General features: G+C 56.6%; 16 protein-coding genes. 8 read left to right on the top strand and 8 right to left on the bottom strand.

Features of this window, described 5'->3' with window-relative positions:
* Positions 1-119: 119 nt before the first annotated feature.
* From QN062_RS07320 to QN062_RS07305, 4 genes are all read right to left on the bottom strand, one after another.
* Positions 120-1,994, bottom strand: coding sequence for an ABC transporter ATP-binding protein (locus QN062_RS07320; RefSeq protein WP_369341171.1), 1,875 nt, complete (start codon positions 1,992-1,994; stop codon positions 120-122).
* Between the two features lie 15 nt (positions 1,995-2,009).
* A complete protein-coding gene (locus QN062_RS07315; protein ID WP_369341170.1) occupies positions 2,010-3,854 on the bottom strand; it encodes an ABC transporter ATP-binding protein in 1,845 nt (614 codons plus the stop codon).
* 391 nt (positions 3,855-4,245) lie between these two features.
* Positions 4,246-7,773: a hypothetical protein gene (locus QN062_RS07310; protein WP_369341169.1), complete on the bottom strand. Its 3,528-nt coding sequence runs from the start codon at positions 7,771-7,773 to the stop codon at positions 4,246-4,248.
* 105 nt (positions 7,774-7,878) lie between these two features.
* The gene (locus tag QN062_RS07305) at positions 7,879-8,520 is read right to left on the bottom strand and encodes a class F sortase (RefSeq protein ID WP_369341168.1); all 642 of its coding nucleotides are present in this window, start codon (positions 8,518-8,520) and stop codon (positions 7,879-7,881) included.
* 182 nt (positions 8,521-8,702) lie between these two features.
* On the opposite strand from QN062_RS07305, the gene QN062_RS07300 reads away from it, so the two are divergent.
* The 5 genes from QN062_RS07300 to QN062_RS07280 all read left to right on the top strand — a co-directional run bounded on the left by QN062_RS07300 (position 8,703) and on the right by QN062_RS07280 (position 14,137).
* A complete protein-coding gene (locus QN062_RS07300; protein ID WP_369341167.1) occupies positions 8,703-9,743 on the top strand; it encodes a LacI family DNA-binding transcriptional regulator in 1,041 nt (346 codons plus the stop codon).
* An 82-nt stretch (positions 9,744-9,825) separates the two neighbouring features.
* Positions 9,826-11,160: an ABC transporter substrate-binding protein gene (locus QN062_RS07295; RefSeq protein WP_369341166.1), complete on the top strand. Its 1,335-nt coding sequence runs from the start codon at positions 9,826-9,828 to the stop codon at positions 11,158-11,160.
* A 91-nt stretch (positions 11,161-11,251) separates the two neighbouring features.
* Positions 11,252-12,169: a carbohydrate ABC transporter permease gene (locus tag QN062_RS07290; protein WP_369341165.1), complete on the top strand. Its 918-nt coding sequence runs from the start codon at positions 11,252-11,254 to the stop codon at positions 12,167-12,169.
* Positions 12,166-13,071: a carbohydrate ABC transporter permease gene (locus QN062_RS07285; protein ID WP_369341164.1), complete on the top strand. Its 906-nt coding sequence runs from the start codon at positions 12,166-12,168 to the stop codon at positions 13,069-13,071. Before QN062_RS07290 ends, QN062_RS07285 begins: the two co-directional genes overlap by 4 nt.
* Positions 13,072-13,147: 76 nt before the next feature.
* Positions 13,148-14,137, top strand: coding sequence for a glycoside hydrolase family 130 protein (locus tag QN062_RS07280; protein ID WP_369341163.1), 990 nt, complete (start codon positions 13,148-13,150; stop codon positions 14,135-14,137).
* 153 nt (positions 14,138-14,290) lie between these two features.
* On the opposite strand, the gene QN062_RS07275 is transcribed toward QN062_RS07280, so the two are convergent.
* Together QN062_RS07275 and QN062_RS07270 are read right to left on the bottom strand one after the other, a co-directional pair.
* Entirely contained in the window at positions 14,291-14,947 is a 657-nt protein-coding gene (locus QN062_RS07275; protein WP_369341162.1) for a TetR/AcrR family transcriptional regulator, read from the bottom strand.
* A gap of 126 nt (positions 14,948-15,073) precedes the next feature.
* Complete coding sequence (locus QN062_RS07270) at positions 15,074-16,141, bottom strand: zinc-binding alcohol dehydrogenase family protein (protein WP_369341161.1); 1,068 nt, start codon at positions 16,139-16,141, stop codon at positions 15,074-15,076.
* A 204-nt stretch (positions 16,142-16,345) separates the two neighbouring features.
* Between QN062_RS07270 and QN062_RS07265 the strand changes: the two genes are divergently transcribed.
* From QN062_RS07265 to QN062_RS07255, 3 genes are all read left to right on the top strand, one after another.
* The gene (locus tag QN062_RS07265) at positions 16,346-17,854 is read left to right on the top strand and encodes an L-serine ammonia-lyase (protein WP_369341160.1); all 1,509 of its coding nucleotides are present in this window, start codon (positions 16,346-16,348) and stop codon (positions 17,852-17,854) included.
* A gap of 129 nt (positions 17,855-17,983) precedes the next feature.
* Positions 17,984-19,018 (top strand): LacI family DNA-binding transcriptional regulator, encoded by a 1,035-nt coding sequence (locus QN062_RS07260; RefSeq protein WP_369341159.1) that lies wholly within the window; start codon positions 17,984-17,986, stop codon positions 19,016-19,018.
* Positions 19,019-19,165: 147 nt separating this feature from the next.
* Positions 19,166-19,597 (top strand): ASCH domain-containing protein, encoded by a 432-nt coding sequence (locus QN062_RS07255; RefSeq protein WP_369341158.1) that lies wholly within the window; start codon positions 19,166-19,168, stop codon positions 19,595-19,597.
* Between the two features lie 179 nt (positions 19,598-19,776).
* Here QN062_RS07255 and QN062_RS07250 read toward each other — a convergent pair whose 3' ends face one another.
* The gene (locus QN062_RS07250) at positions 19,777-20,367 is read right to left on the bottom strand and encodes a TIGR00730 family Rossman fold protein (protein ID WP_369341157.1); all 591 of its coding nucleotides are present in this window, start codon (positions 20,365-20,367) and stop codon (positions 19,777-19,779) included.
* A gap of 106 nt (positions 20,368-20,473) precedes the next feature.
* Entirely contained in the window at positions 20,474-21,250 is a 777-nt protein-coding gene (locus tag QN062_RS07245; protein WP_369341156.1) for a DUF1345 domain-containing protein, read from the bottom strand.
* Between the last annotated feature and the right edge of the window lie 28 nt (positions 21,251-21,278).

The following is a 21,278-nucleotide window of genomic DNA, read 5'->3' as shown; positions in this document are numbered from 1 at the left end:
TCATATTCCGACTATATCAAGCACAGCGATATGGAAGCATGCTGAAAGTTCGCGCTTTCATCGCGCTTCACCCCAGTGCGCTCCCTCTATCGGCCCCGGCACCCATCCGGCGCGGATCGTCAATGTGCTGAGTCCGCGACTCCGTTCGCGGTCTTGATCATGGCATACTGCGACTCATAGAGACGGTAGTACGCCTTCTTCAGCGTCAGGAGCTGCTGGTGCGTTCCATGCTCCACGATTCTGCCATGATCGATGTAGAAGATCTCGTCGGCATTCTCGATGGTTGACAGCCTGTGCGCGATGATGAACGAGGTCCTGCCCTTCAGCAGATGCGCAAGACCGGCCTGCAATGCCTCCTCGGTCTGGGTATCGATGCTGCTGGTGGCCTCGTCCAGAATCAGGATGCGTGGATCTGCAAGCAGAACCCTTGCAAAGGCGACGAGCTGACGCTGACCGCTGGAAAGCGTGGAACCCCTCTCCTCGATGTAGGTGTCATATCCATGGGGAAGCCCATTGATGAATTCGTCGGCATGCACTGCCTTGGATGCGGCGACGATCTCATCATCGCTCGCATTCAACCTGCCATATCGGATGTTGTCCTTGATGGTGCCGGTGAAGATGAACGTATCCTGCAGCATCACCCCCATCTGCTTGCGAAGCGAGTCCAGCGTGACATCGCGGACATCGTAGCCATCGACCTTCACCGAACCTTCTGCCACATCATAGAATCGTGACAGCAGGTTGATGATCGTCGTCTTTCCGGCCCCTGTCGGTCCGACGAGTGCAACCGTCCTGCCCGGTTCGACGTGGAGGTCCACCAGATTCAGGATGTTGCGTCCTTCCGGCTCATATCGGAATACGACATCGTTGAAATCGACCTGTCCACGTATCTGTGGCAACTCGACGGCATCGGGCCTGTCCTGGATCTCGGACCTGACATCCAGCGTCTCGAAGATGCGCTCAAGGTACGCCGAGCATGTGATGAGCTGGTTATAGAAGTTGCCGATGTTGATGACCGGGTTCCAGAAATTATTTGCATACCCCACGAATGCGATGAGCACGCCTGTGGTGACATTGACGCCAGCGAAGCTCATGATGCCGAGATAGTAGATCAGCGCGATGGTCATCGACGAGATGACCTGAACGCCGGGCCACATGAGGAACTGGATGTGCACTGCCTTCATCCACGAGGCTCGAACGTCGCTCTGCTGCTCCTGGAAAGTCTGGAACTGCGAGCTCTCCTGGGCGAATGTCTGCGTCGTCTTCACACCCGCAATCGACTCGTGCACATATGCATTCAGGTTGCTCTGCTTGTTGGAAAGCACCTGATATGCCTTGCGCTGGAAATGCTGCAGGATCCGGACCCATACCAGAAGCGCGGGGAACAGCAGCAATGACCAGAGGGCGAGTCTCCAATCGATCGCGAACATCACGATAAGCGTGATGATGAAGGTGAACACGTCTGAGATGACGCTGATCAGACCTGAGCTCAGGGTGTCAGAGAGCGTGTTGACATAGTTCACCACTCTGATCAGAATCTTGCCGTGCGGGCGCGAGTCGAAGTATGAGAAAGGCAATGTCTGGATATGGGTGAACAGCTGGCGACGCATATCCTTGAGCAGCAGCTGACCGACCAAGGTTATCGAAACCGTGCGGTATCTCAGGCATAGCTCGTATGCGACGACGGCCACAAGGAATATCGCTCCGAGAATCAGCAGGTCACGGACGCTTTTGGATGGAATCACCGAGTCTATGACTATCTTCGTCAGATACGGTATCGCGACGTCTATGCAGCTCATCGTGATGACCACTGCCAGAATCTTCATGACCTTGCCAAGATACGGCTTGAGATATGCCCCTACCCGGGCTATGTCGTGAACGTTGATCTGCTCTTCGAGATCCTCGTCCTCGCGGAATGTGTTGCGTTGCTGTCGAGCGTTGTGCGTCCGGTCCGCATTGCGGTCCTGGCTGACGTCGTGTATTTTCTTCGCCATCGTATTCTGTGTCCCCTAGTCCTCGTACCCTGCGGACTGACCTGATTGCAGGCCTAATTGCTTGCTGTAGATTTCCCAGTATCTGCCGTGATCGGCGACCAGCTGCTCATGGTTGCCCCGTTCGACTATCTGTCCATGCTCGAGCACAAGGATCAGATCGCAATCCTTGATCGAAGAGATCCTATGGGCGATCGTCACTATCGTTTTCTTGTTGTCGAGATCCCGCAGATGCTCTTGGATGAGCGCTTCCGTCTCCATGTCGACGGCAGAGGTGGTGTCGTCAAGAATCAGGATGGAAGGGTCGTCGGCCAAGGCCCTGGCCAGGCTCAAACGCTGCTTCTGCCCGCCTGACAGCCCGACGCCACGCTCTCCCACAATCGTGTTGTAGCCTTCTGGCATGTTGCGGATGAAGCTGTCGGCACCCGCGACCGAAGCCATGTTGCGCACGTGCTGCTCATCGCGCGCATCCATGCCGAATGCGATGTTGCTGTCGATCGTGTCCGAGAACAGGAAGGTCTCCTGGGCGACGATGCTCACCTGCGAACGAAGCTGGGCGATCGGCCAGTCGCGTGCATCGATGCCGTCAAGCAGCACCCGTCCTGCGGTCGGGTCATAGAAACGCGCGATGAGATTGACCAGAGTGGATTTGCCGGCGCCTGTCTCGCCGAGTATCCCCAGCTTGGATCCGACAGGAACGAAGAAGTCCAGATCCTTGAGAATCGGAGTCCCTGGATCGTCTGCGAATGCAAAGCTCACATGCTCGAAGCGGATCTCGCCGCTGATTCTTCCTGGAGTAAGCACGCTCGACTCGCCAACCTGCTTGCGGATCTGCAAGGCTCGATTCACCGATGCATCCGCATCGAGACGTTCGACGATATTCGATTTCGACGTCAGCAACGAGCGGATCTTGATGCATGATGCGTTGAACCGCTCGATGTCGTTCACCAGCCAGCCGGACTGACGGACCGGACCGTCGATCATCCACAGATAGCTGTTGAACACGACCAGGTCACCAAGCGTCATCTTGCCGTCGATGATGAGCCAGCCCCCGAATACCAGCGTTATGAGTTGCAGGATGAACGACGAGCCATCCATCCACGGCATGTACCTGCGGCTGTTGTATGCGAGCTTCATGTTGCGCTGCATGTAGTCGTCGTTATGCCTGTCAAACACCTTCGTCTCATAGGGTTCACGCACGAAGGCCTTCACCACGCGGTTGCCTTCGATGTTTTCCTCAACCATCGAATTCAACCGTGCCAATGAGTTACGGATGTCGAAGAACAGGGGGTGGGCATGCCGCGAAAGCCCCCTGGTGAAGAAGTAGAGGAACGGTGTCACGCATGCGAGCGCGAGCGCGAGCCTCCAGTCAATCGTGAACATCATGATCAGCGATCCCACGAAGAGAAAGATGCAGTCAGTCGCGTTGTATAGCACCCATGAGAGGAAGTGACGGATCGCATCGGTATCCGATGTCATGCGGCTCATGATGTCGCCGGTGCGCGTGTGATTGAAATAAGGAAAATCCAAGCCATGGAGCTTCTCATATTCATCGCTGACAAGCCGGAAAATGGAATTCTGTCCGAATCTTTCCATGATCATCTGGTATCCGTAGCGGGCGCAGACGCGAATTGCGGTCACACCGATCATGAAAAGACACAGTCTCACCAGACGGTCCTGATGATGGTCGACGATCACCTGGTCGACGATCATTCCCGCGATGATCGGAACCATCATCACCATGATCTTGTCGACGATGAACAGCACCGCCGCAGCGGCCACTCGTGGCAGATCCGGTCGGCAATACGGCATGATCCAGCGATAGTTATTCGCGTCAGTATTATTGTTAGTGTTGACATACATGAGGTAGATGACCCCTCAAACCCTTGATTCTGTGATTGTTCTCTTTTTGGCCTATCATCGACCAAACTTCAATGGCCGGCACGATGAGTTACTTAGCTGCAGAAGCCCTGGCACACGACAGCACGGACCGCCCATGCAGACAGGTCCGCTCCGTTCCCCCTATGTCAAGCCTCAATCCACCAATGCCTCACAAGTCTATACTTCTGAATGCGACTTGCAACATGCATGTTCGGCGTGTTCCCCCGCCGATCCTCCGATGATGCCGTCACAGACACCAGAGAGCGCCATAACACAACGATTGTGGCCTCCACAGTGCGTGGAGGCCACAATGTTTGTTCACGGAAATCCTGTTCCCAGAAGCTTTATATGCGTTCAGAGAAACGAGCGACGGTTACTTGATCGCCATGCGATACTGCCGCATTGCAATGGTTCCTCCTGCACCGATGATGGAGAGGGCAATGCCGAGCATCCACAGCATCGGGGACACGGCGCTGCCTCCGGTATGCACCGAAGCACCTGCGGACGCATCTGTGGCCTGGCCGGCCTTCGGCTCAGAGACCTTGCCTCCGGCGGCATTGGTCTTGCCACCGTTGGATGTTCCGCCACCGGAATTGCCGCCTCCGGACCCTGGTCGGGAGGCAGTGACGTCGAACTGTGCCTGAGCCGTGATGTCTCCGTTTTGAATTCTGAGGGTATGCCTGCCCGTCGCCGTATCAGACGGAATGACCGCATTGAAGCGCACAGCCCCATTCTTGTCCACTGTCGCGCTTGCAATCCTGAGATCCCCAAGATACAGGTCGGCAACGGTGGATGGTGTGTAGCGAGCGCCCGTAACCACAAGCGACTTTCCAGCCTCGACGCTTGTGCCCGACAGCGCGATCGTGCCGCAGGTGAAGGATATCGGGTATGAAACGGCAACGGTCTGCCCATATTGCGTGCATGTTCCGGGTATCGACGTGACGTCGCCGCTGAGCGTGATCTCTGACCCGCTATTGGAAATGCTGAATGTCTTTCCCATATAGGTGAGGCCTGAGACGCCGCCTTGCGCTTCCCGAAGCCTTACGAATGTCGGCGTTCCTTCATCCGAACGATACCCGTTGAGAATCCAGAGATTATCGATGACCTGTGCCATGCCGAAGGTCGTCGGGCTCTCTCCCCGTGAAATCGGCTCGGCCTGCTTGCCACTCGAATCAGTGGCACCAGCCTGATACACCTCGCTGAACTCATGCGTTCTGACGACATCGCGCAGCACTTCCTCCAGCACTGTCTCGGCTTCGGTGGCCTTGCCCTGCTCAAGCAGCCCGTATGCGACGAATTGAATGTCAGGGGCCTTGACGGCATCGGATGCCAGCCCTGCAAACTGTTGGCTGGGATCGTATTCCTCATCGAATCTGGTCATCAGTGCGGCGACCTCTCCGCTGCTCAGATTCGGCATGTGCAGTCCTGTGGCGACGTATTGGGCGCTTCCCTTGCGTTGGTCATATGTCGCATCGGCCTTGCTCGTCCAATAGTATTGGACGGCCTTGCCATCCTTGAAAAACCACTGTGAGAACTCGCTCGACAGATTCTTCTGCACATCGGTGAAGTACGAGACGTCTTCGGTCTCACCGAGCGTGGCCGCGATCTTCGAAGCATAGCCAAGATCGACTGCCAGCGATGCGACGAATTCCAGATCGCGTTCGTCCGAGGCCGGAACGCCGCTGCCTGGGTAATGGGATGCGATGTTCCAGGCCAGGTTCTTGCTCGACCATGTCATATGCGCCTTGACGGCTGAATATACCTGCCTGAGCTTGTCCTTGTCGCCGGTGACCGAATACAGCATCCATGCCGTCTGCGCCTTCCTGCTTGGCAGGGATTCGCCATTGAGATTGCCGTCCGACTGAACGTCCGCCATCATTCCAATGAAGGAATCCCATGCATACTCTGGATCGGTGTATGCGAGATAGTCAATGCCGAGCAGGGAGTCCCAGCTTGCCGAAGCCTTGTTACGGGATGAACCGCCGTTATATGTGGCAGCCTTGCCGGTTGCAACCTGATAGTGGCTGATGCCGCTTTCCGGCTGGGGAGGCACGACGGTCTGCCGTAGATCGACGAATGCCCGATAGTACATCGCGCGGATCTCGGACTGGCTGGTCCCCTGGTAGTCGGTGACGTGAAGCGAATAGTCGCCTACTGCAGGAACCTTGTTCAGGAATTCGGACCATTCCTTGACTCGGCTGGCCAGGGCTGCCACGACCGTGTCAACCTTGGTGCCGCCGACCGCGCTCTTCGCCGCATCGGTCCTGGCCTGAGCCGTCGTATCGTACGCATATCCCAGACCTATCGCGGATTTCTGATCGTTCGGCATGATCGCCAGCCAGGTTTGGCTCGTTGCCGTTGGAGTCGAGGAACCATCCGCACCCATCGATGCGTCGGCCTGGCTGTCATAGAACGATACCGTTGCAGACGCAGGGAACGCCACCGCCCTTGTGTAGGCATCGCCATTGTTGATGGTCAGCACACGGTCTGTGGGATTCCAAGAGACAGTTCCGGTGAAGTTACCGGTCAGCGTCGGATTTCCATCGCTGAGCGACGTGGGATCGATGAGTCGCGATACGGTGGCGTCGTCAACGAACAGGTCTTGGGTGGAATAGCTTCCGGAATCTCCATAGCTTCCCTTCCAGTCAAGCGACTGCGGATTCCATGTGTTGACGTAGTCAGTCGGGTTCTGCGTCCAATAATCGATGCTGTGGAAAGACAGACGCGTCACATTGAATGAAGTTGGCAGCGCCGACTGCGTGGAGAACAGTTTGACGGAAAATGTCTGTTCTCCCGTCTTGCCCGTCATGGATTGAAGGTCATAGCTGAAGACGCCACTGCGATCGGTGTCGTTCTGGATTATGGCGAAATCACCTGATCCATTGGCGCCACTGAGCTTCAGCGCCCACTTTGAACCGGCGCTCAATGAGTTGACGGCAACCGTAAGGATGGGTGTCTTCGACAGGTCGACGGTGAAGGCTTTCGCCACGGCACCGAAGTTTGAGCTGCTCGTACTCCTTATCGTCGCTCCAAGGCCAGAATCTGCCTGTGAGATCGTCGCTCCGTTGTTCGACTGAACGTTGGTCATCCAATCCTTGATCGAAGTCTGGGTGAAGTCGTCGGACTGCGCGGGGCGCGCATGGATCGAAAGGCTCTTGAATGTCGTGGTGCCACTATTGGAGCTGAAGATCTTGATCGTGTATGCCTTGCTGCCGGAGATTCCGAAATCGCTAAGATCATAGGCGAAGGTTCCGGTTGCATCGGTATCGTTCTGCAGATTGGTGTCGCTACTGCCATCGTTGATCTTCAAGGCCCATTTTCCGGTGGTCGAGGCGACCGTGACCATGATGATCGGCTTGGCTGCCGCGTCGAAAGTCACGCTGCGGCCGAAGCCCACCCAAGTGTCCCCTCCGCTCGGAGCCACGATTCCCGCGTTGTCGACGAACGAAATCGAACCTTTGCCGTTGGTGGCCGTCCACGATCCTTCGTCCGAGGGACCGAAGTCGTCGCTCAGCGCAGGAGTTGCATCCCCTTCATCGTAGGCCGTGGCCGTGGTCGATGCCTGAGCGGTGTCGGTGAAGCTGTTTCTCACGACGTTATCCGCAGTTTTCTTGTCCTGATTGGTGTAGAACACGGTATCGAGGCTGTCATCGCTCGTTGGCTTGGCATCGTCGGTCTGACTATGACTTGGATTCAAGGCGATTCTTGACGTTGGCTCGCTGATCCAGCGTTGCTGCGCTGAACTGCTGTCAGCAAGATCGTTGAGCGTTATTGCCGTGTTGGTTGAGGTTGATTCAGCGCTTGCGGTTGCTGAAATCGCGAGTGTCCCGACAGATGCGGATAGCAATGTCGCCGTCGCGATGCAAGCACTGATGATTGTTGTTGAACTAATCGATCTCATCAGTCGTCCTTGTCTGATTGATTGAATACCGAAACGTTTCGGCTTTCTCATGATAATTTAAGGCAACGATCAGTGTCAAGTCAGGAAGGGAAATCGACAGCCCCGTTATTGCAGCTGCGCGAAAATGACGAGGTTGCGAAGTGAGCGCCCATGCTGGCGTTGCAGGCACGTTATCAGCACCAGTCGCCCCGGGACCGAATCCCAGACATCGGAGCGCGATGCCAGGCTCGTCTTGGCTATCATCTCGCTGGAATCGACCGAATAGTTCAGGCCGGCGATCCTTAGGGCGTCTCCACGCTTCACGGTCGCCCTCTGCGCCGCGACGTCGAAGAGGTAGTTTCCCGGGGCGAATCCGTCGCTGAGAGAATGGGTCACCACATACACCGTCCCATCGGCCGCTTTCTGCAGGCCCACCCCGCGATTGCGAACCAGATATGCCTGCGTGAACGTCGGTGGGGTGATCACGCCGTCGACTGCGGAGAGCTCCCCCACAGGAACCTTCATCGACACGGCAGGTACCTCCAGCGTCAGGCCAAGGTCTTGGACCGCATGCATCCGTCTCGTCTGCTGCCCATCGGGCAGTTCATCCGAATCCATGGTCACCGAATTGCCGTGCATGTCCTTGGCCGCACTATGATACTCGACAGCACCCCTGCCCACCATGAATACGCCGACGAGGGCGGTCGCGAGGAACAGCGCGGTGAGAAGAAGCGCGACGCGACGCGAACCTCTCCTCTTCGCAACCATTTCAGCCCCCTTGCCGACGGCGAAGCTCCCTGGCTTCGTTGACAACGATAGCAGCCGTGCACGGCGCGACGACGGCATATGCAGAAGGATCCCTGAACCGCCGTGGTTCCTGAGATCCTTTCAATATTGGACATATGTGGAATACTATATATTGTTTTTCAGTGTCGGATAGAGTACGGAACATGCCAGATAAATCTGCGGACAGCAAGAGACGCGTGACCATCGTCGATGTCGCGAAGGCGGCCGGCGTCGCGCTGAGCTCGACCTCTGCGGCCTTGAACAATCGTCCGGGCGTTTCCGACAAGACAAGAAGGCGAATCGTCGCGAAGGCCGAGGAACTGGGATACACGCCTTCCCTCAGAGGCCGTAGCCTTTCTTCGAAGCGAACCTTTTCGATCGGGCTGGTGATTCAACGAGACATAGACGTCCTCGAGTCCGACCCCTTCTTCGGAAGCTTCATCACCGGCATCGAAGAGGTCATCTCGCATAAGGACTATGCCCTGGTGCTTCAGATAAGCAAAAGCGAGCGCGAAACGCTTGAACGATACAGGAAGCTTTCCTCGGATGGCCGCGTCGATGGCGTGTTCCTCAACGAGTTGAAGATCAACGATGCGCGTGCCGAGCTCGTCAGGGAGCTGGGACTGCCCGCAGTCGCGATCAATTCCGCGAACTCACTGCAGTTCCCGAATGTCAGACAGGATGCCTCCATCCCATTCAGGCAATTGACCGAGCTCCTCATCAGCCAAGGACATACGAACATCGGCCACGTCAGCGGACCGCAGGAGTTCCTGCATTCCTATGTCCGCCAGCACGCCTGGGAGCAGACGATGCACCTGCATGGCCTGCGCATCGGTCCCGTCTTCCATGGAGACTTTACCTACGAAGGCGGCAAGCGGGCCGCGTCGACGATGATGCGGCAGACGCCGCGCCCCACCGCGGTGGTCTGCAGCAACGACCTCATGGCGGTTGGATTCATCCAGGGATGCAAGGATCTCGGTCTGCGAATCCCACAGGACGTTTCAGTCACCGGATACGATGGCATCGCGCTTTCCACCTACATTCGGCCGACCTTGGTCACGGCGCAGACGAATCCACGGCATCTGGCGCGCGAGGCGGCGGAGATGCTGATGCAGATAGTCGATGGTGGACACCCGGAAAACCGCACGATTCCGCCTGCAAGCATCGTCCTTGGCAATTCCGTCGGACGGGCGCCCCATAAATAATCGCCTGATCTGTCCTCCAAGTCCGATTTTTTGATATATACTTGTTTAGCCGAAACGTTTCGGTTTAACAAAGGAGTTAGAGATGAAACCAACTAGCAGTTTTCGCGGAAAGCTCGGCCGTGGCATGGTCGCCGCGGTGGCGATGCTCGCCGCCGTCGGGACAACGGCAGCCTGCGGTTCGACAGGATCTTCCAGTTCCAGCGATTCTGAAATATCTGGACAACTTAACATTCTGGTTTCCAGCGCATCCGCATCAGACACGGCATTCAAGCAGGTCAACAAGGCATTCGAAGCAAAGTATCCCAAAGTCAAGGTGAACTTCTCCTCCGTTCCCAACGACTCCTATCCCGCGACAAAGGCATCGCGCCTTTCAGCCGGAACTCTGGACATCTTCGTCTTGAAGAATTTCGTCGAAGTGCCGAGCTATGCGAAGGATTCCACTTCGGACGACACGCTCATGGCCCAGTCAGGCGGTCTTGTGGACCTGACGAATGAGTCATTCATGAAGGATTACACCTCCTCGGTCCTGAAGGCTCAGGAAATCGGCGGAAAACAGTATTCCGTGCCAACCGGCCTGAGCTATTCGACAGGAATCTATTACAACAAGAAGATCTTTGCAGACAATGGATTGAAAGCTCCGACGACATGGTCCGAACTTGAATCCGTGATGAGCACTCTGAAGAGCAAGGGCATCACGCCCTTCGGAATCGGCGGAAAGGACACCTGGCCTGCCGGTCTGATCATGCTCGGAAGCGTAGCCTCCGAATACCCGACGCTGGCCGCCAAGCAGGCTCTGGCCAAGAATCTGTGGACGCAGAAGGTCTCGCTCACGGACTCGAAGCCTGAAGGCATACTCGAGAAGACTCAGACGATCTTCAACAATGCCCAGCAGAACTTCTCGGGCGCCGGATATGACGATCTTCCCGCGGCATTCGCACGGGGCAACTTTGCGATGATGCCCGATGGAACTTGGAACGAGCCCACGATCGAATCGGCAGTGAACGGGGCGTTCGACTTTGGATACATCCCATTCCCCGCCTCCGACAACGCCAGCGACAATTCGGTTCTCAACGGCAAAATCGAGCTCCAGCTCGGCGTGGCCTCAGCCACGAAGAACAAGGCAGCGGCATTGAAGTGGCTGTCGTTCTTCTCTGAGAAATCGACGTATACGACCTTCGCGAAGACAGCTGGATTCTCTTCGTCCCAACCCGGCATCGACACATCGAAGTTCCTCAAGTCGATCTCCCAATACACGGAAAAATATGAACCTGCCTGGGATCAGGTGTGGGTCGCGAACAACAAGGCCGGCGAAGATGCCGTCTATCCGTTCAACTACCCAGCCCTTTCGCCTCTTGGCACGAAATCAGCTCAAAGCGCCGCCGCTTCGTCCGAATCCGCATGGTCTGCGGCATTCTGAACGGCAGCTGACTGACACCTTCCAGTCATAAGGCTCAACTGCGGTGTGGCGGTAATGTCAGCTGCCGCACCGCTTCCAATTGGAGATAATCATGTCTGAAAAAAATACCTTTCCGTTCTCTTCCAAGGGTCCGCTGCGAATCACCTTCGGAATCGCTCTCGCGGTTCTCTTCGTCTTCGCCTTCGTTCCTGCCATCGCCGTGCTCGTGGTGTCGTTCACCGATCTACGAGGGGTGACGTATCTGCCAACAAAGTTCATAGGGCTCCAGAACTACATCCAATACTTCGGGCTCGGCCATCGAGCAGACAACCTCAACGCCCTCAAGAACACGCTGATCTTCGCATCGCTCTCGACGATCATTCAAATCACCCTGGCGCTGGGCATCGCGATCCTGCTAAACAACCCCAAGCTGCGCGGAAGAAACATATACCGTGCCGTCGTCTTCATGCCAACTGTTCTCGGCGTCACCGTCACCGCCCTTGTGTGGTCATTGATGTTCAACACGTCAGGCGGGCCAATCCAGCAGGTGCTGCTGCTGTTTGGAAAGAACTCCGCCTTCTTCGGAGACCAGAACATAGCGCTCTATCTCGTGATATTCGTGCAGATCTGGATGGTCTGTGGAACCTCGGTGATCATATTCCTATCTGGTCTTCAGGCCATTCCACAGGAACTGTATGAGGTTTCCAGCATCGATGGGGCAGGGCCCTGGGCGCAGTTCAGATTCGTGACGCTCCCCATGCTCTCACCGTCAGTCACGGCGAACGTCCTGCTGGGCATCGTGAATGCGCTCCAAAGCTACCAGCTGACCTACGTGCTGACCGGAGCCGACAAGAAAGGCACGCAGGTTCTTTCCCTGCAGGTCTACATGCAGGCATTCGGGGGGCGTTCGGGGACCACGCTCTCGCAGTCGCAGGGCTATGCAGCCGCGATTTCAATGGTTCAGTTCGTGCTGGTCGGGGTCATAACGATTGCGACCTTGGCCTATCTGCGTAGAAGGGAACAGAAATGAGCACCACCGGCAAAACCCAGACAGGCACGCTGAAGACCCCGTACTCGCGTCATCGGACGACAGGGGCGAGCAGCAAGGTAGCCAGATCGCAACGTGTCGGCAAGACACCATGGCTGATGTATTTCTTCGTGGCGTGCATTCTCATACTCTTCATATTCCCGCTGCTGTATTTGCTGAACACCGCCCTGAAAAGCACCTCCGAGTTCGTGACCAACCCCGTGGGCATCGTTTCATCGTTCCAGTGGGGCAATTTCGCAGAGGCGTGGTCAAAGGGCAATTTCGGGGCATACTTCCTCAACACGGTCATATATACCGTCTGCGGCGCAGGGCTTGGCACTGCCATAAGCCTGTTCATGGGATTCCCAGTCGCACGCGGATACATCAAGGGATCGAAGTTCTGGAGTCTTCTCTTCACACTTGTCCTGTTCCTTCCGAATGCCCTGATGACCCAATTCCAGCTTCTTCTCCGGCTGCATCTGTATAACACCCAGATCGGCTATATTCTGATGGTCGCTGTCGGCGTCGGAATCGGACCCTTGCTGTTCACCGGATTCGTCTCGTCGATACCGAAGGACCTCGATGAGGCTGCCGCCATAGACGGCGCAGGGTATTGGACCTATCTGTTCAAGTTCATCGTGCCGCTTTCCAAGCCGGCGTTGATGACGGTGTTCATACTTCAGGCGGTATGGATCTGGAATGAAATCATCATGGCAACCGTATTGTTCTCCGATCAGAACAAATTCCCGATCTCAGCAGGCCTGTTCGCATTCAAGGGGACGTATTCGAACAATTGGCCACTGCTCGCCGCGGCCACGATCATCGTCGCCGCTCCCCTCGTTCTCGGGTATCTCTTCATTCAGCGCTATCTCGTCAACGGCGTCCTTGGAGCGGTGAAGGGATGAAGGCATCGGGAATCGCTACAAGGCAGCAGCCCTTCCGCTCCTGTGGATGGGGAATTTCGAAAGGACTTATTTACTAATGGTTGGAACCAGCTTTTTCAAAGACGCAACATTTCCGCTTGGACCGTTCGTTCCTTATGAGAACAATCCGATCCTGACGCCGCTGGGCGGATCATGGGAATCTGCAAACCTCTATAATCCGGCGGCCTTGGTCGTGGATGACGAGGTGGTGCTGCTGTATCGAGCGCATGCGGACGACATCGTTTCGCACATCGGGATTGCACACAGCAAGGATGGATACTCTTTCGAGCGTGAGTCGTCTCCCGTGCTTTCACCCAGCGAGGACTATGAAAGATACGGCTGCGAAGATCCAAGAATCACAGCGATAGATGGCACATACTATCTGACCTATACGGGTTGGGATCGAGAGCGGGCTCGGCTCTGTCTTGCGACTTCAACGGATTTGCACGACTGGACCAAGCACGGTCCGCTGTTTGAAGACTTCGACACCTTTGCCGTCACAGACTCCCCGACCGGAGGCAATTGGAACAAGGCAGGCGTGATCCTTCCCTTCAGAATCGAGGGCAAGTGGTGGATGTATTTCGGCGAAGGCAGCATCTATTGGGCGACCAGCGATGACTTGCTTCATTGGACTCCGGGAACCACGGACAAGGAGCCGATCTACCGACCGATGGAGCATTCATTCGATGCGAATTTGGTCGAGATAGGCGCACCCCCAGTGCTGACTTCAAACGGACTGCTCCTGTTCCTCGCCAACGGAGCCACCAGACAGACCCGTCCCGATGGAAAATACGATGTCGACTATCGATGCGGCCAGTTCGTCATCGACCCCGACAATCCTCGTGAGGTGCTGGCAAGAATGACGACGCCCTGGCTTCACCCACAGACCTTCGAGGAGGTCAACGGTCTGATACCGAATGTGACATTCGTGGAAGGGCTCGTGCATTTCCACGATCTGTGGTTTGCATATTACGGACAGTCAGACACGACTCTGGCAACTGCCGTGTTCGATCCTAGAACGCGCTGGGGTGAGTCGCTGAAAAGCTGATGACCGCATGAGGGGATGGAAGGGGGGTGTCGGCAACGATCTCAAGCGTTGCCGACACCCCCCTTCCATATCCAGAAGAAAGCCTCGAACGGTCCAAGGAATATAAGGTGCGCGGTGCTCCATGAACGGTGACGCAGATGCGAAAGGGACGCCTCAGCGATTCCTGTCCAGACAGTTCTCGTGCGGATCGATGACCGCCGATACGGCCGTCTCGATGATGAAGCGCGACGCACGCGCCAGATTCACGTGTTCCGGATCGAGCAGCCACTGCAGCTGCAAACCATCCATCGCTGCGAGGATGCCTGCGACGGCGTCCTCGATGGCCGTACGATCACTGTCACTCAGACTGCCCTGTTCACCGACGAGGACCTTGCCCAGGGCCTCACTCAGCTCGGCACGCAGACAGCTGTAGCGTGAGAAGAAATAGTCCTTGCCGAGGTTGCCTTCGGTCACCGATTCTGAGGAGAGGATCAGATAGGTCTGAACGATTCCGGATCGCTTCATATTCTCTTCGGCGGTCTTGATCAAGTGTCGGAAGGCGTCGAGTCCCCCAGGCATGCGTTTGCCTTCGAGATCGGCGACATCCTGGTTGTCGCGATATTTCAGCACTTCGAGCAGCAACCCCTTCTTGCTGCCAAAGTAATGCAGCACGCCTGCGTGCGTCATGCCGACCTGTCCGGCGATGTCCTGCAGCGTGGTGTTGCTTGTCCCTTTCTCGCCGAACATCAATGCGGCCACCTTGAGAATCTCCTCGCGCTTTGCCAAGGTCTCAGGACGGTGTTGCACGGCCCTCTTGTTTCGAGTATTCATCTCAGCACTTCCTTAGAGCTCAGTGACGTTCCGCACACATGCATGGCAGCAGGGTTTATCCAATGGTAAGGGTGTCCATCTATATTTCCATATGCCCGTATGAGTCTCGCCCTCTGTTCCGATGAGTCAGCGAACTCGATCGTCACGGGACAGGGTGACCTTGCCCACCATGTGCCCGCCTTCCACCATGCCATGCGCCTTGCGAAGCGTGCCAGCATCGACAGGGCTGAGATTCATCGTCATCGTGCTGCGTACGGCCCCCGAATCCACAAGCTCTGCGATCTTCTCCAATATGTCATGCTGCCGAATCATATCGTCGGCGTGATGCTTCGGCCTTGCAAACATGAATTCCCAGTGCCACGAGAGCGCCTTGTCCTTGAGGGAATACCAATCAAGGTTCTTTTCATCGTCGATGGCGACGATCTCGCCGAAGGGCCTCATCACGGCGTTGAAAAGCCCGATGTTGCCCTTGCTGTATGCGCTGAAAGCCCAGTCGATGCCATTGGGGGCAATGTCCTGTATCTTCGCGGCCACATCGTCGTCACGATAGTCGACGACGTCATCGGCACCCATGTCAAGCGCCCATCTCCTGGATTCTTCTCGTGATGCCAAGGCTATGATTCTCAACGATGTCAGCGCATGCGCAAGCTGGATCACCATGGACCCGACCCCACCAGCCGCACCGACGACAAGAAGGGACTGCCGATCGTCTCCGCCGTCGTTGGACGCGGGTGTGCGGTCCACCCGGAGCTTGTCGAACAACGCCTCCCAGGCGGTGATTCCCGTCAAAGGCATCGCTGCGGCATGTGCGTCATCAAGCGTCGCAGGAGCATGCCCCACGATTCTTTCATCCACAAGCTCATACGCTGCGTAGGACCCCTGCCTCGTCACGTCTCCGGCGTACCAGACACGGTCGCCGACACTGAAGAAACTTGCATCCGGTCCCGTTTCGACCACTTCACCGACTGCGTCCCACCCTAGGATCAGAGGAGACGAAGACGGCGAAGTAGCATTCGCCGAAGCGCGTATCTTGGTATCCACCGGATTCACTGAAATTGCATGAATTCTGACGAGAATGTCACGCCCTCGTGGGCTTTTCGGTCTGGCAACCATCGCATCGCTGAGGCTCTTTGGATTGTCGGCGCTTCCGCCCTCGAAGGTCACGACTGCGCTCATTTCAGATTCTTCTGCCATACGATCACCATAATCTTTGAGAACGGTGTCATGGGCTGAAACTGTCCAAGAGCGAACGGAAGCATGCGAATGGCAGAGCCAGCAGCGAAGGTTCCCGTGGCTGCGGCCTGGATTCTCGCGGGTCATACTCCGCGAAAACCATGCGTACATGCATCCGAATCATTTTCGATATAGGCTTCTCTGGTGTAGGGGGGGGAAGCAGACATGTTGAGCATTCAGGACATCTTCAGCATCGGAGTCGGACCGTCATCGTCGCATACCGTGGGTCCGATGTGCGCGGCACGAGCATTCGCCGCCTCCCTTGAGCAATCCGGGCTCATTCACAAGGTCCGGCGCATTAGGATCACCCTGTACGGCTCACTTGCACTGACTGGCCTTGGGCATGGCACCGATCGTGCGATTCTTGCCGGTCTGGAGGGTGCCACCCCTTCCGATGTCGACACCGACCACATGACGGTCATCGTGCAGGAATGCGAGCAGAGCGCCTCATTGAAGCTGATGGGTTCGGACACGATTGCATTCGACTATGGGGCAGACATCGTCTTCGAACGATGGAAGCGCATGCTGCTGCACCCCAATGGCATGAGATTCGAAGCCTATGACGCCGCGAAGGCCATGCTTGACGAGCAGGTCTGGTACTCGATCGGGGGTGGGTTCATCAGGCAGGGAACGGCCCATGACCCCCAGGTCGGATTGCACGACAGCGCGACCGCCGATGACGCCTGGCTCGGTGAAACGACATCACCACCCAGTGACACCTCGCAGGGCAACATCGCGGATGCGCCGGCAAACGAGGACATCGATTCGATTCCCGTTCCATATGACTTCAGAACATGCGACGAGCTTCTCGCACTCTGTGACTCCCGGCGCATGAGCATCGCCGAAATCATGATCGCCAACGAAATGGCCTCACGCTCCCAATCAGACGTTCTGGCAGGCCTCGACTCCATATGGCGGGTCATGCACGCATGCGTTCAGGCCGGGTGCACCAGCAATCGTGCAACGCTGCCGGGCGGCTTGCACGTTCCACGCCGCGCCTCCCACATCTATCGCAGCCTCAAACCAGCAGGCGTCGACGTGCTTGGCGACTCATGCCACTCACTCGATGCGGCGCTGCATGGGAAGGACATGGAGTGGGTCGATCTGTTCGCGCTCGCAGTCAGCGAGGAGAATGCGAGTGGAGGACGAATCGTCACCGCCCCCACCAACGGTTCGGCGGGCATCATTCCTGCCGTGCTTCATTATTATTGGTATTTCGTCGACGGTTCTGACATGCGCGGCGTCGAACGCTTTCTGCTCACCGCCGGGGCTGTCGGATATCTCTTCAAGCGCAATGCCTCCATATCCGGGGCGGAGGTCGGATGCCAGGGAGAGGTGGGATCCGCGTGCTCGATGGCTGCAGCCGGATTATGCGCCGTTCTCGGCGGCACTCCTGCACAGATAGAGAATGCGGCAGAGGTTGGCATCGAACATCATCTGGGACTGACATGCGATCCCGTCGCAGGACTCGTCCAGATTCCATGCATCGAACGCAACGCCATGGCAAGCATGACCGCAATCAATGCCGCACGCATCTCGCTGCTCGCCGAGGGCAAGCATATGGTGAGCCTCGATCAGGCAATCAAGACGATGAAGCAGACAGGCCACGATATGATGGATAAATACAAGGAAACCTCTCGTGGCGGCCTTGCGGTGAATGTCGTCGAGTGCTGAACCCACATCAATCAACGATATGCGCTCATCGAAAGTCATTTGAATCTCGTCTGGTTTTTTGGCGTTTTGCTTCTCAAAAGCCACTTATGGGGCACAATGGTATGAGAATACAATGAATGGAGCGGTCGATTGGGAACAACACTCGCAGACATAGCCGCGAAGGCGGGGGTGAGTCAGGCTTCGGTTTCGCGTGTCATCAATGCAAAGCCAGGAGTGTCCGAGGATTTACGCAACACGGTCATAGATGCCATAACCGCGCTGGGGATGCCAGTCGACAAGATGCAGCGCAATGGCACGCGTCTCATGGCAATCGTGACGCCCAACATGTCGAATCCCATATTCCCGGAATTCGTGACGGCCATAACCAATCTGCTGGCTCAACGCGGGTTCCTCGTCATCGTATGCTCGTATACGCCATCGGGAACTTCAGAGGATGGGTATCTCGAACTGCTGCAGAGCCAACCGCTCGCCGGCGTCATCTTCCTTGGAGGAAAATACGACACCAAGGACTCGAATCTATCGGTCTATAGTATTCTCACCGATCGCGGAATCCCCGCGGCCTTCGTCAATGGCGCCAAGCGCGACATGGACGGACTCTATGTCAGCACCGACGACGCGAAGGCGATGACCATGGCCTTGAAGCACCTTACCGATCTGGGACATCGACGAATAGGATTGCTGCTGGGCGACAGAAGCCATTACCCTTCGATCATCAAGCACAAGGCCGCGCTTGAGTTCTTCGAGCAGCAGCATATCGAGCATGGCAGCAACATGACCGCATGGACTACCTATGGCGTCGAATCAGGTCAGATGGCTGCCCAATCGCTGATCGAGGGTGGTGCGACAGCCATCGCATGCGCGAGTGACGAGCTTGCCCTGGGAGCGATCAAGGCCACGCGCTCGTTGGGGCTGAACATCCCGGAGGATATATCGGTCACGGGATACGACGACTCCGCCTCGATGAGCTTCATGGCACCGTCGCTGACGACGGTTCGCCAGCCCGTTGCAAAGATCTGCCTGTCAACCATAAACGCGCTGATGGCGATGATGGAGAACAAGAGGCTCATGGCACGAAGGGACGTCATTCTGTTCGATCCCGAGCTGATAGTGCGCGAATCCACTGGTCGCTGCCTGAGCCCCCGCACCTCAGACGATAAGGGCTGAGAGCCGCGGCCGCAGTCGCTGAAGCGGCTCCTTGCCTAAGGCGGCTGCGCCCTTGCCGAGGGTTGTGCCTGCAACTGCCTTGCACCGTTGCCAGAAGGCACACCATTCTCTGGAATCCTTCATCCTGCACGCTAGTAGAATGCAGGCATGAGCTCCTATGACATATCGAAACTACCCAAAGATGAATTCGCGTTCCCCGGACCACTGCGAGACAAGTTGGTCAGTGCCCTTCTCAGCGGGAAGAAGACAAGTTCCACCAGTCTGTTGGTCGAGTTCGAGATCGAGCCCGAACCACTGCCCAAGGCAGGCGACCTGAGCGTCATCATCGATTCGGACGAACGTCCTGTCGGAGTGCTGCGTCAGTCAGGCACGACGATCTGCCGCCTTGCCGATGTCACGCTCGAACACTGCATCCGCGAAGGCGAGGGCTATGAGAGCATAGCGGCCTGGCGCAAGGCCCACGAAGACTTCTGGACCAGCGAGGAATACCGCTCATCCCTCGGCAGGCCAGACTTTCGGCTGAACGACGACACGCAGATCGTCTGCGAACGCTTCGAGCTCGTCGAAACCCTTGCCTAGATCCGACGGAAAACCGACCCCTCACAGGTCGAGTTTGCAAGTTTTTGGCACTTCGTGAAGTACTCGGCGCTGAAATCGTTGAATAATCGACGCAGAGATGCAGGAAAATCGACGTTCATACTTTGGGGAGTGCCAAAAACTTGCAAACTCAATGAACCTGGCAGCATGCCAGGCAGCAATCATTGGGTACGGGTGTAGGTGCGGACTCTGGGCGGGACGTAATTCCTGACCCAGGGAACGATCTGATCGAAGGATGTCGCAAAAAGCAACGTGTCAAGGCTTTCCTGAGTGAGGAATCCCTCATCGACCATGCGCCGATACATGGTGGCGATCGGATCCCAATATCCATCGAGGTTGAAGAAGATGCATGGCCTTGACGTGAGTCCGATTCGCGCCCAGGAGAATGCCTCCGTGATTTCCTCGACGGTTCCCGGGCCTCCGGGGAAGGCGATGTAGACATCGCCGAGCTCCATCATTCGACGCTTGCGCTCATCCATGTCATGCACGATCTCGACGGTCGTCAGCCCTTCGTATGGTCTCTCGCGGTCTGCAAGCGCCTGCGGAATGATGCCGTGAGCCGATCCGCCATGTTCCAGCACACTTTTCGCAACGATGCCCATCAGCCCGACACCGCCTGCGCCGAAGACGAGCTCACCGTGCGATTCGGCTATCCATGTGCCGAGTCGTTCCGCCCATTCTGCATATTTTGGGTCATTGCCCGTAGACGCTCCGCAATATACCGTGACTTTCATCGTTCGATCAGTATTCACGCAATCCTCCGCATTCAGATGAGATTTCGGTTTGGAATCACACTGCCGTCTCCATGCAAAGCACGCGCCTTGCACGACTGATGATCCGGCAGACATGACCTTACATTCAAGACATCACGCCCGCGAGAAGATTGACGGTCGCGCCGATGAGCAGGGTGTTGAAAAGATATGAGAGCAGCGTATGTCCGAGAGCCACTCTCCTGACGTTGGTCGAGGTCAGATCGGTGTCGGAGACCTGGAATGTCATGCCCATGGTGAAGGCGAGGTATGCGAAATCGGTGTATTGCGGAAGCTTCGTACCCGGAAAGTCGATGCAGGGATCGGAGCCACTGTAATACATCTCAGCATATCTGAGCGTGTACAGCGTATGGATCAGACCCCAGGTGAGGAGAATGCTCGACAGCGTCAGCGCGGCAATCGGAAGGGTGCGTTCCTGCGAGGATCCGCCGATGCTCATCATCACAACCAGTGCCACGATGGAAACCACGCTCGATATCATGATGACTATGTCCGCGGTCGTACGCGAGGGATCCTCGCCCTGCGCGTGCTCACGCGTGCGTTCTCCCGTGAACCTTGCGATTCTCGACCAGACGCGCACAAGATAGAAGATGCAGGCGCAAGCCCATCCGATGACGAATGACGTGGGTAGGTTCTGTCCAAGGAAGCATGCAAGCAGTCCGATGGGGATGCCGATTGCGAACATGATGGAGGTACGGCGACCAGAACGGGATATGCCTCGGCTGCCTGCCGGCGCAGCGTTTCCAGCATCCAAGACTGGGAGAGTCTGTGGTGGATCCGGAGATTGAGACGCTGCCGCGTCATGCGGGGATTCATCCCCCGAGCCACTCCCCGTCTCGCGTTCCGGCCGTATTTCCGAACTCATCCCTGGACCCTTCGCTTTTCACAACCTA

This window comes from Bifidobacterium sp. WK012_4_13 (assembly GCF_041080835.1).
GTDB lineage: Bacteria > Actinomycetota > Actinomycetes > Actinomycetales > Bifidobacteriaceae > Bombiscardovia > Bombiscardovia fermentum.
The sequence above is the reverse complement of the archived record's forward strand: the minus strand, read 5'-3'. Positions and strand labels throughout refer to the sequence as shown.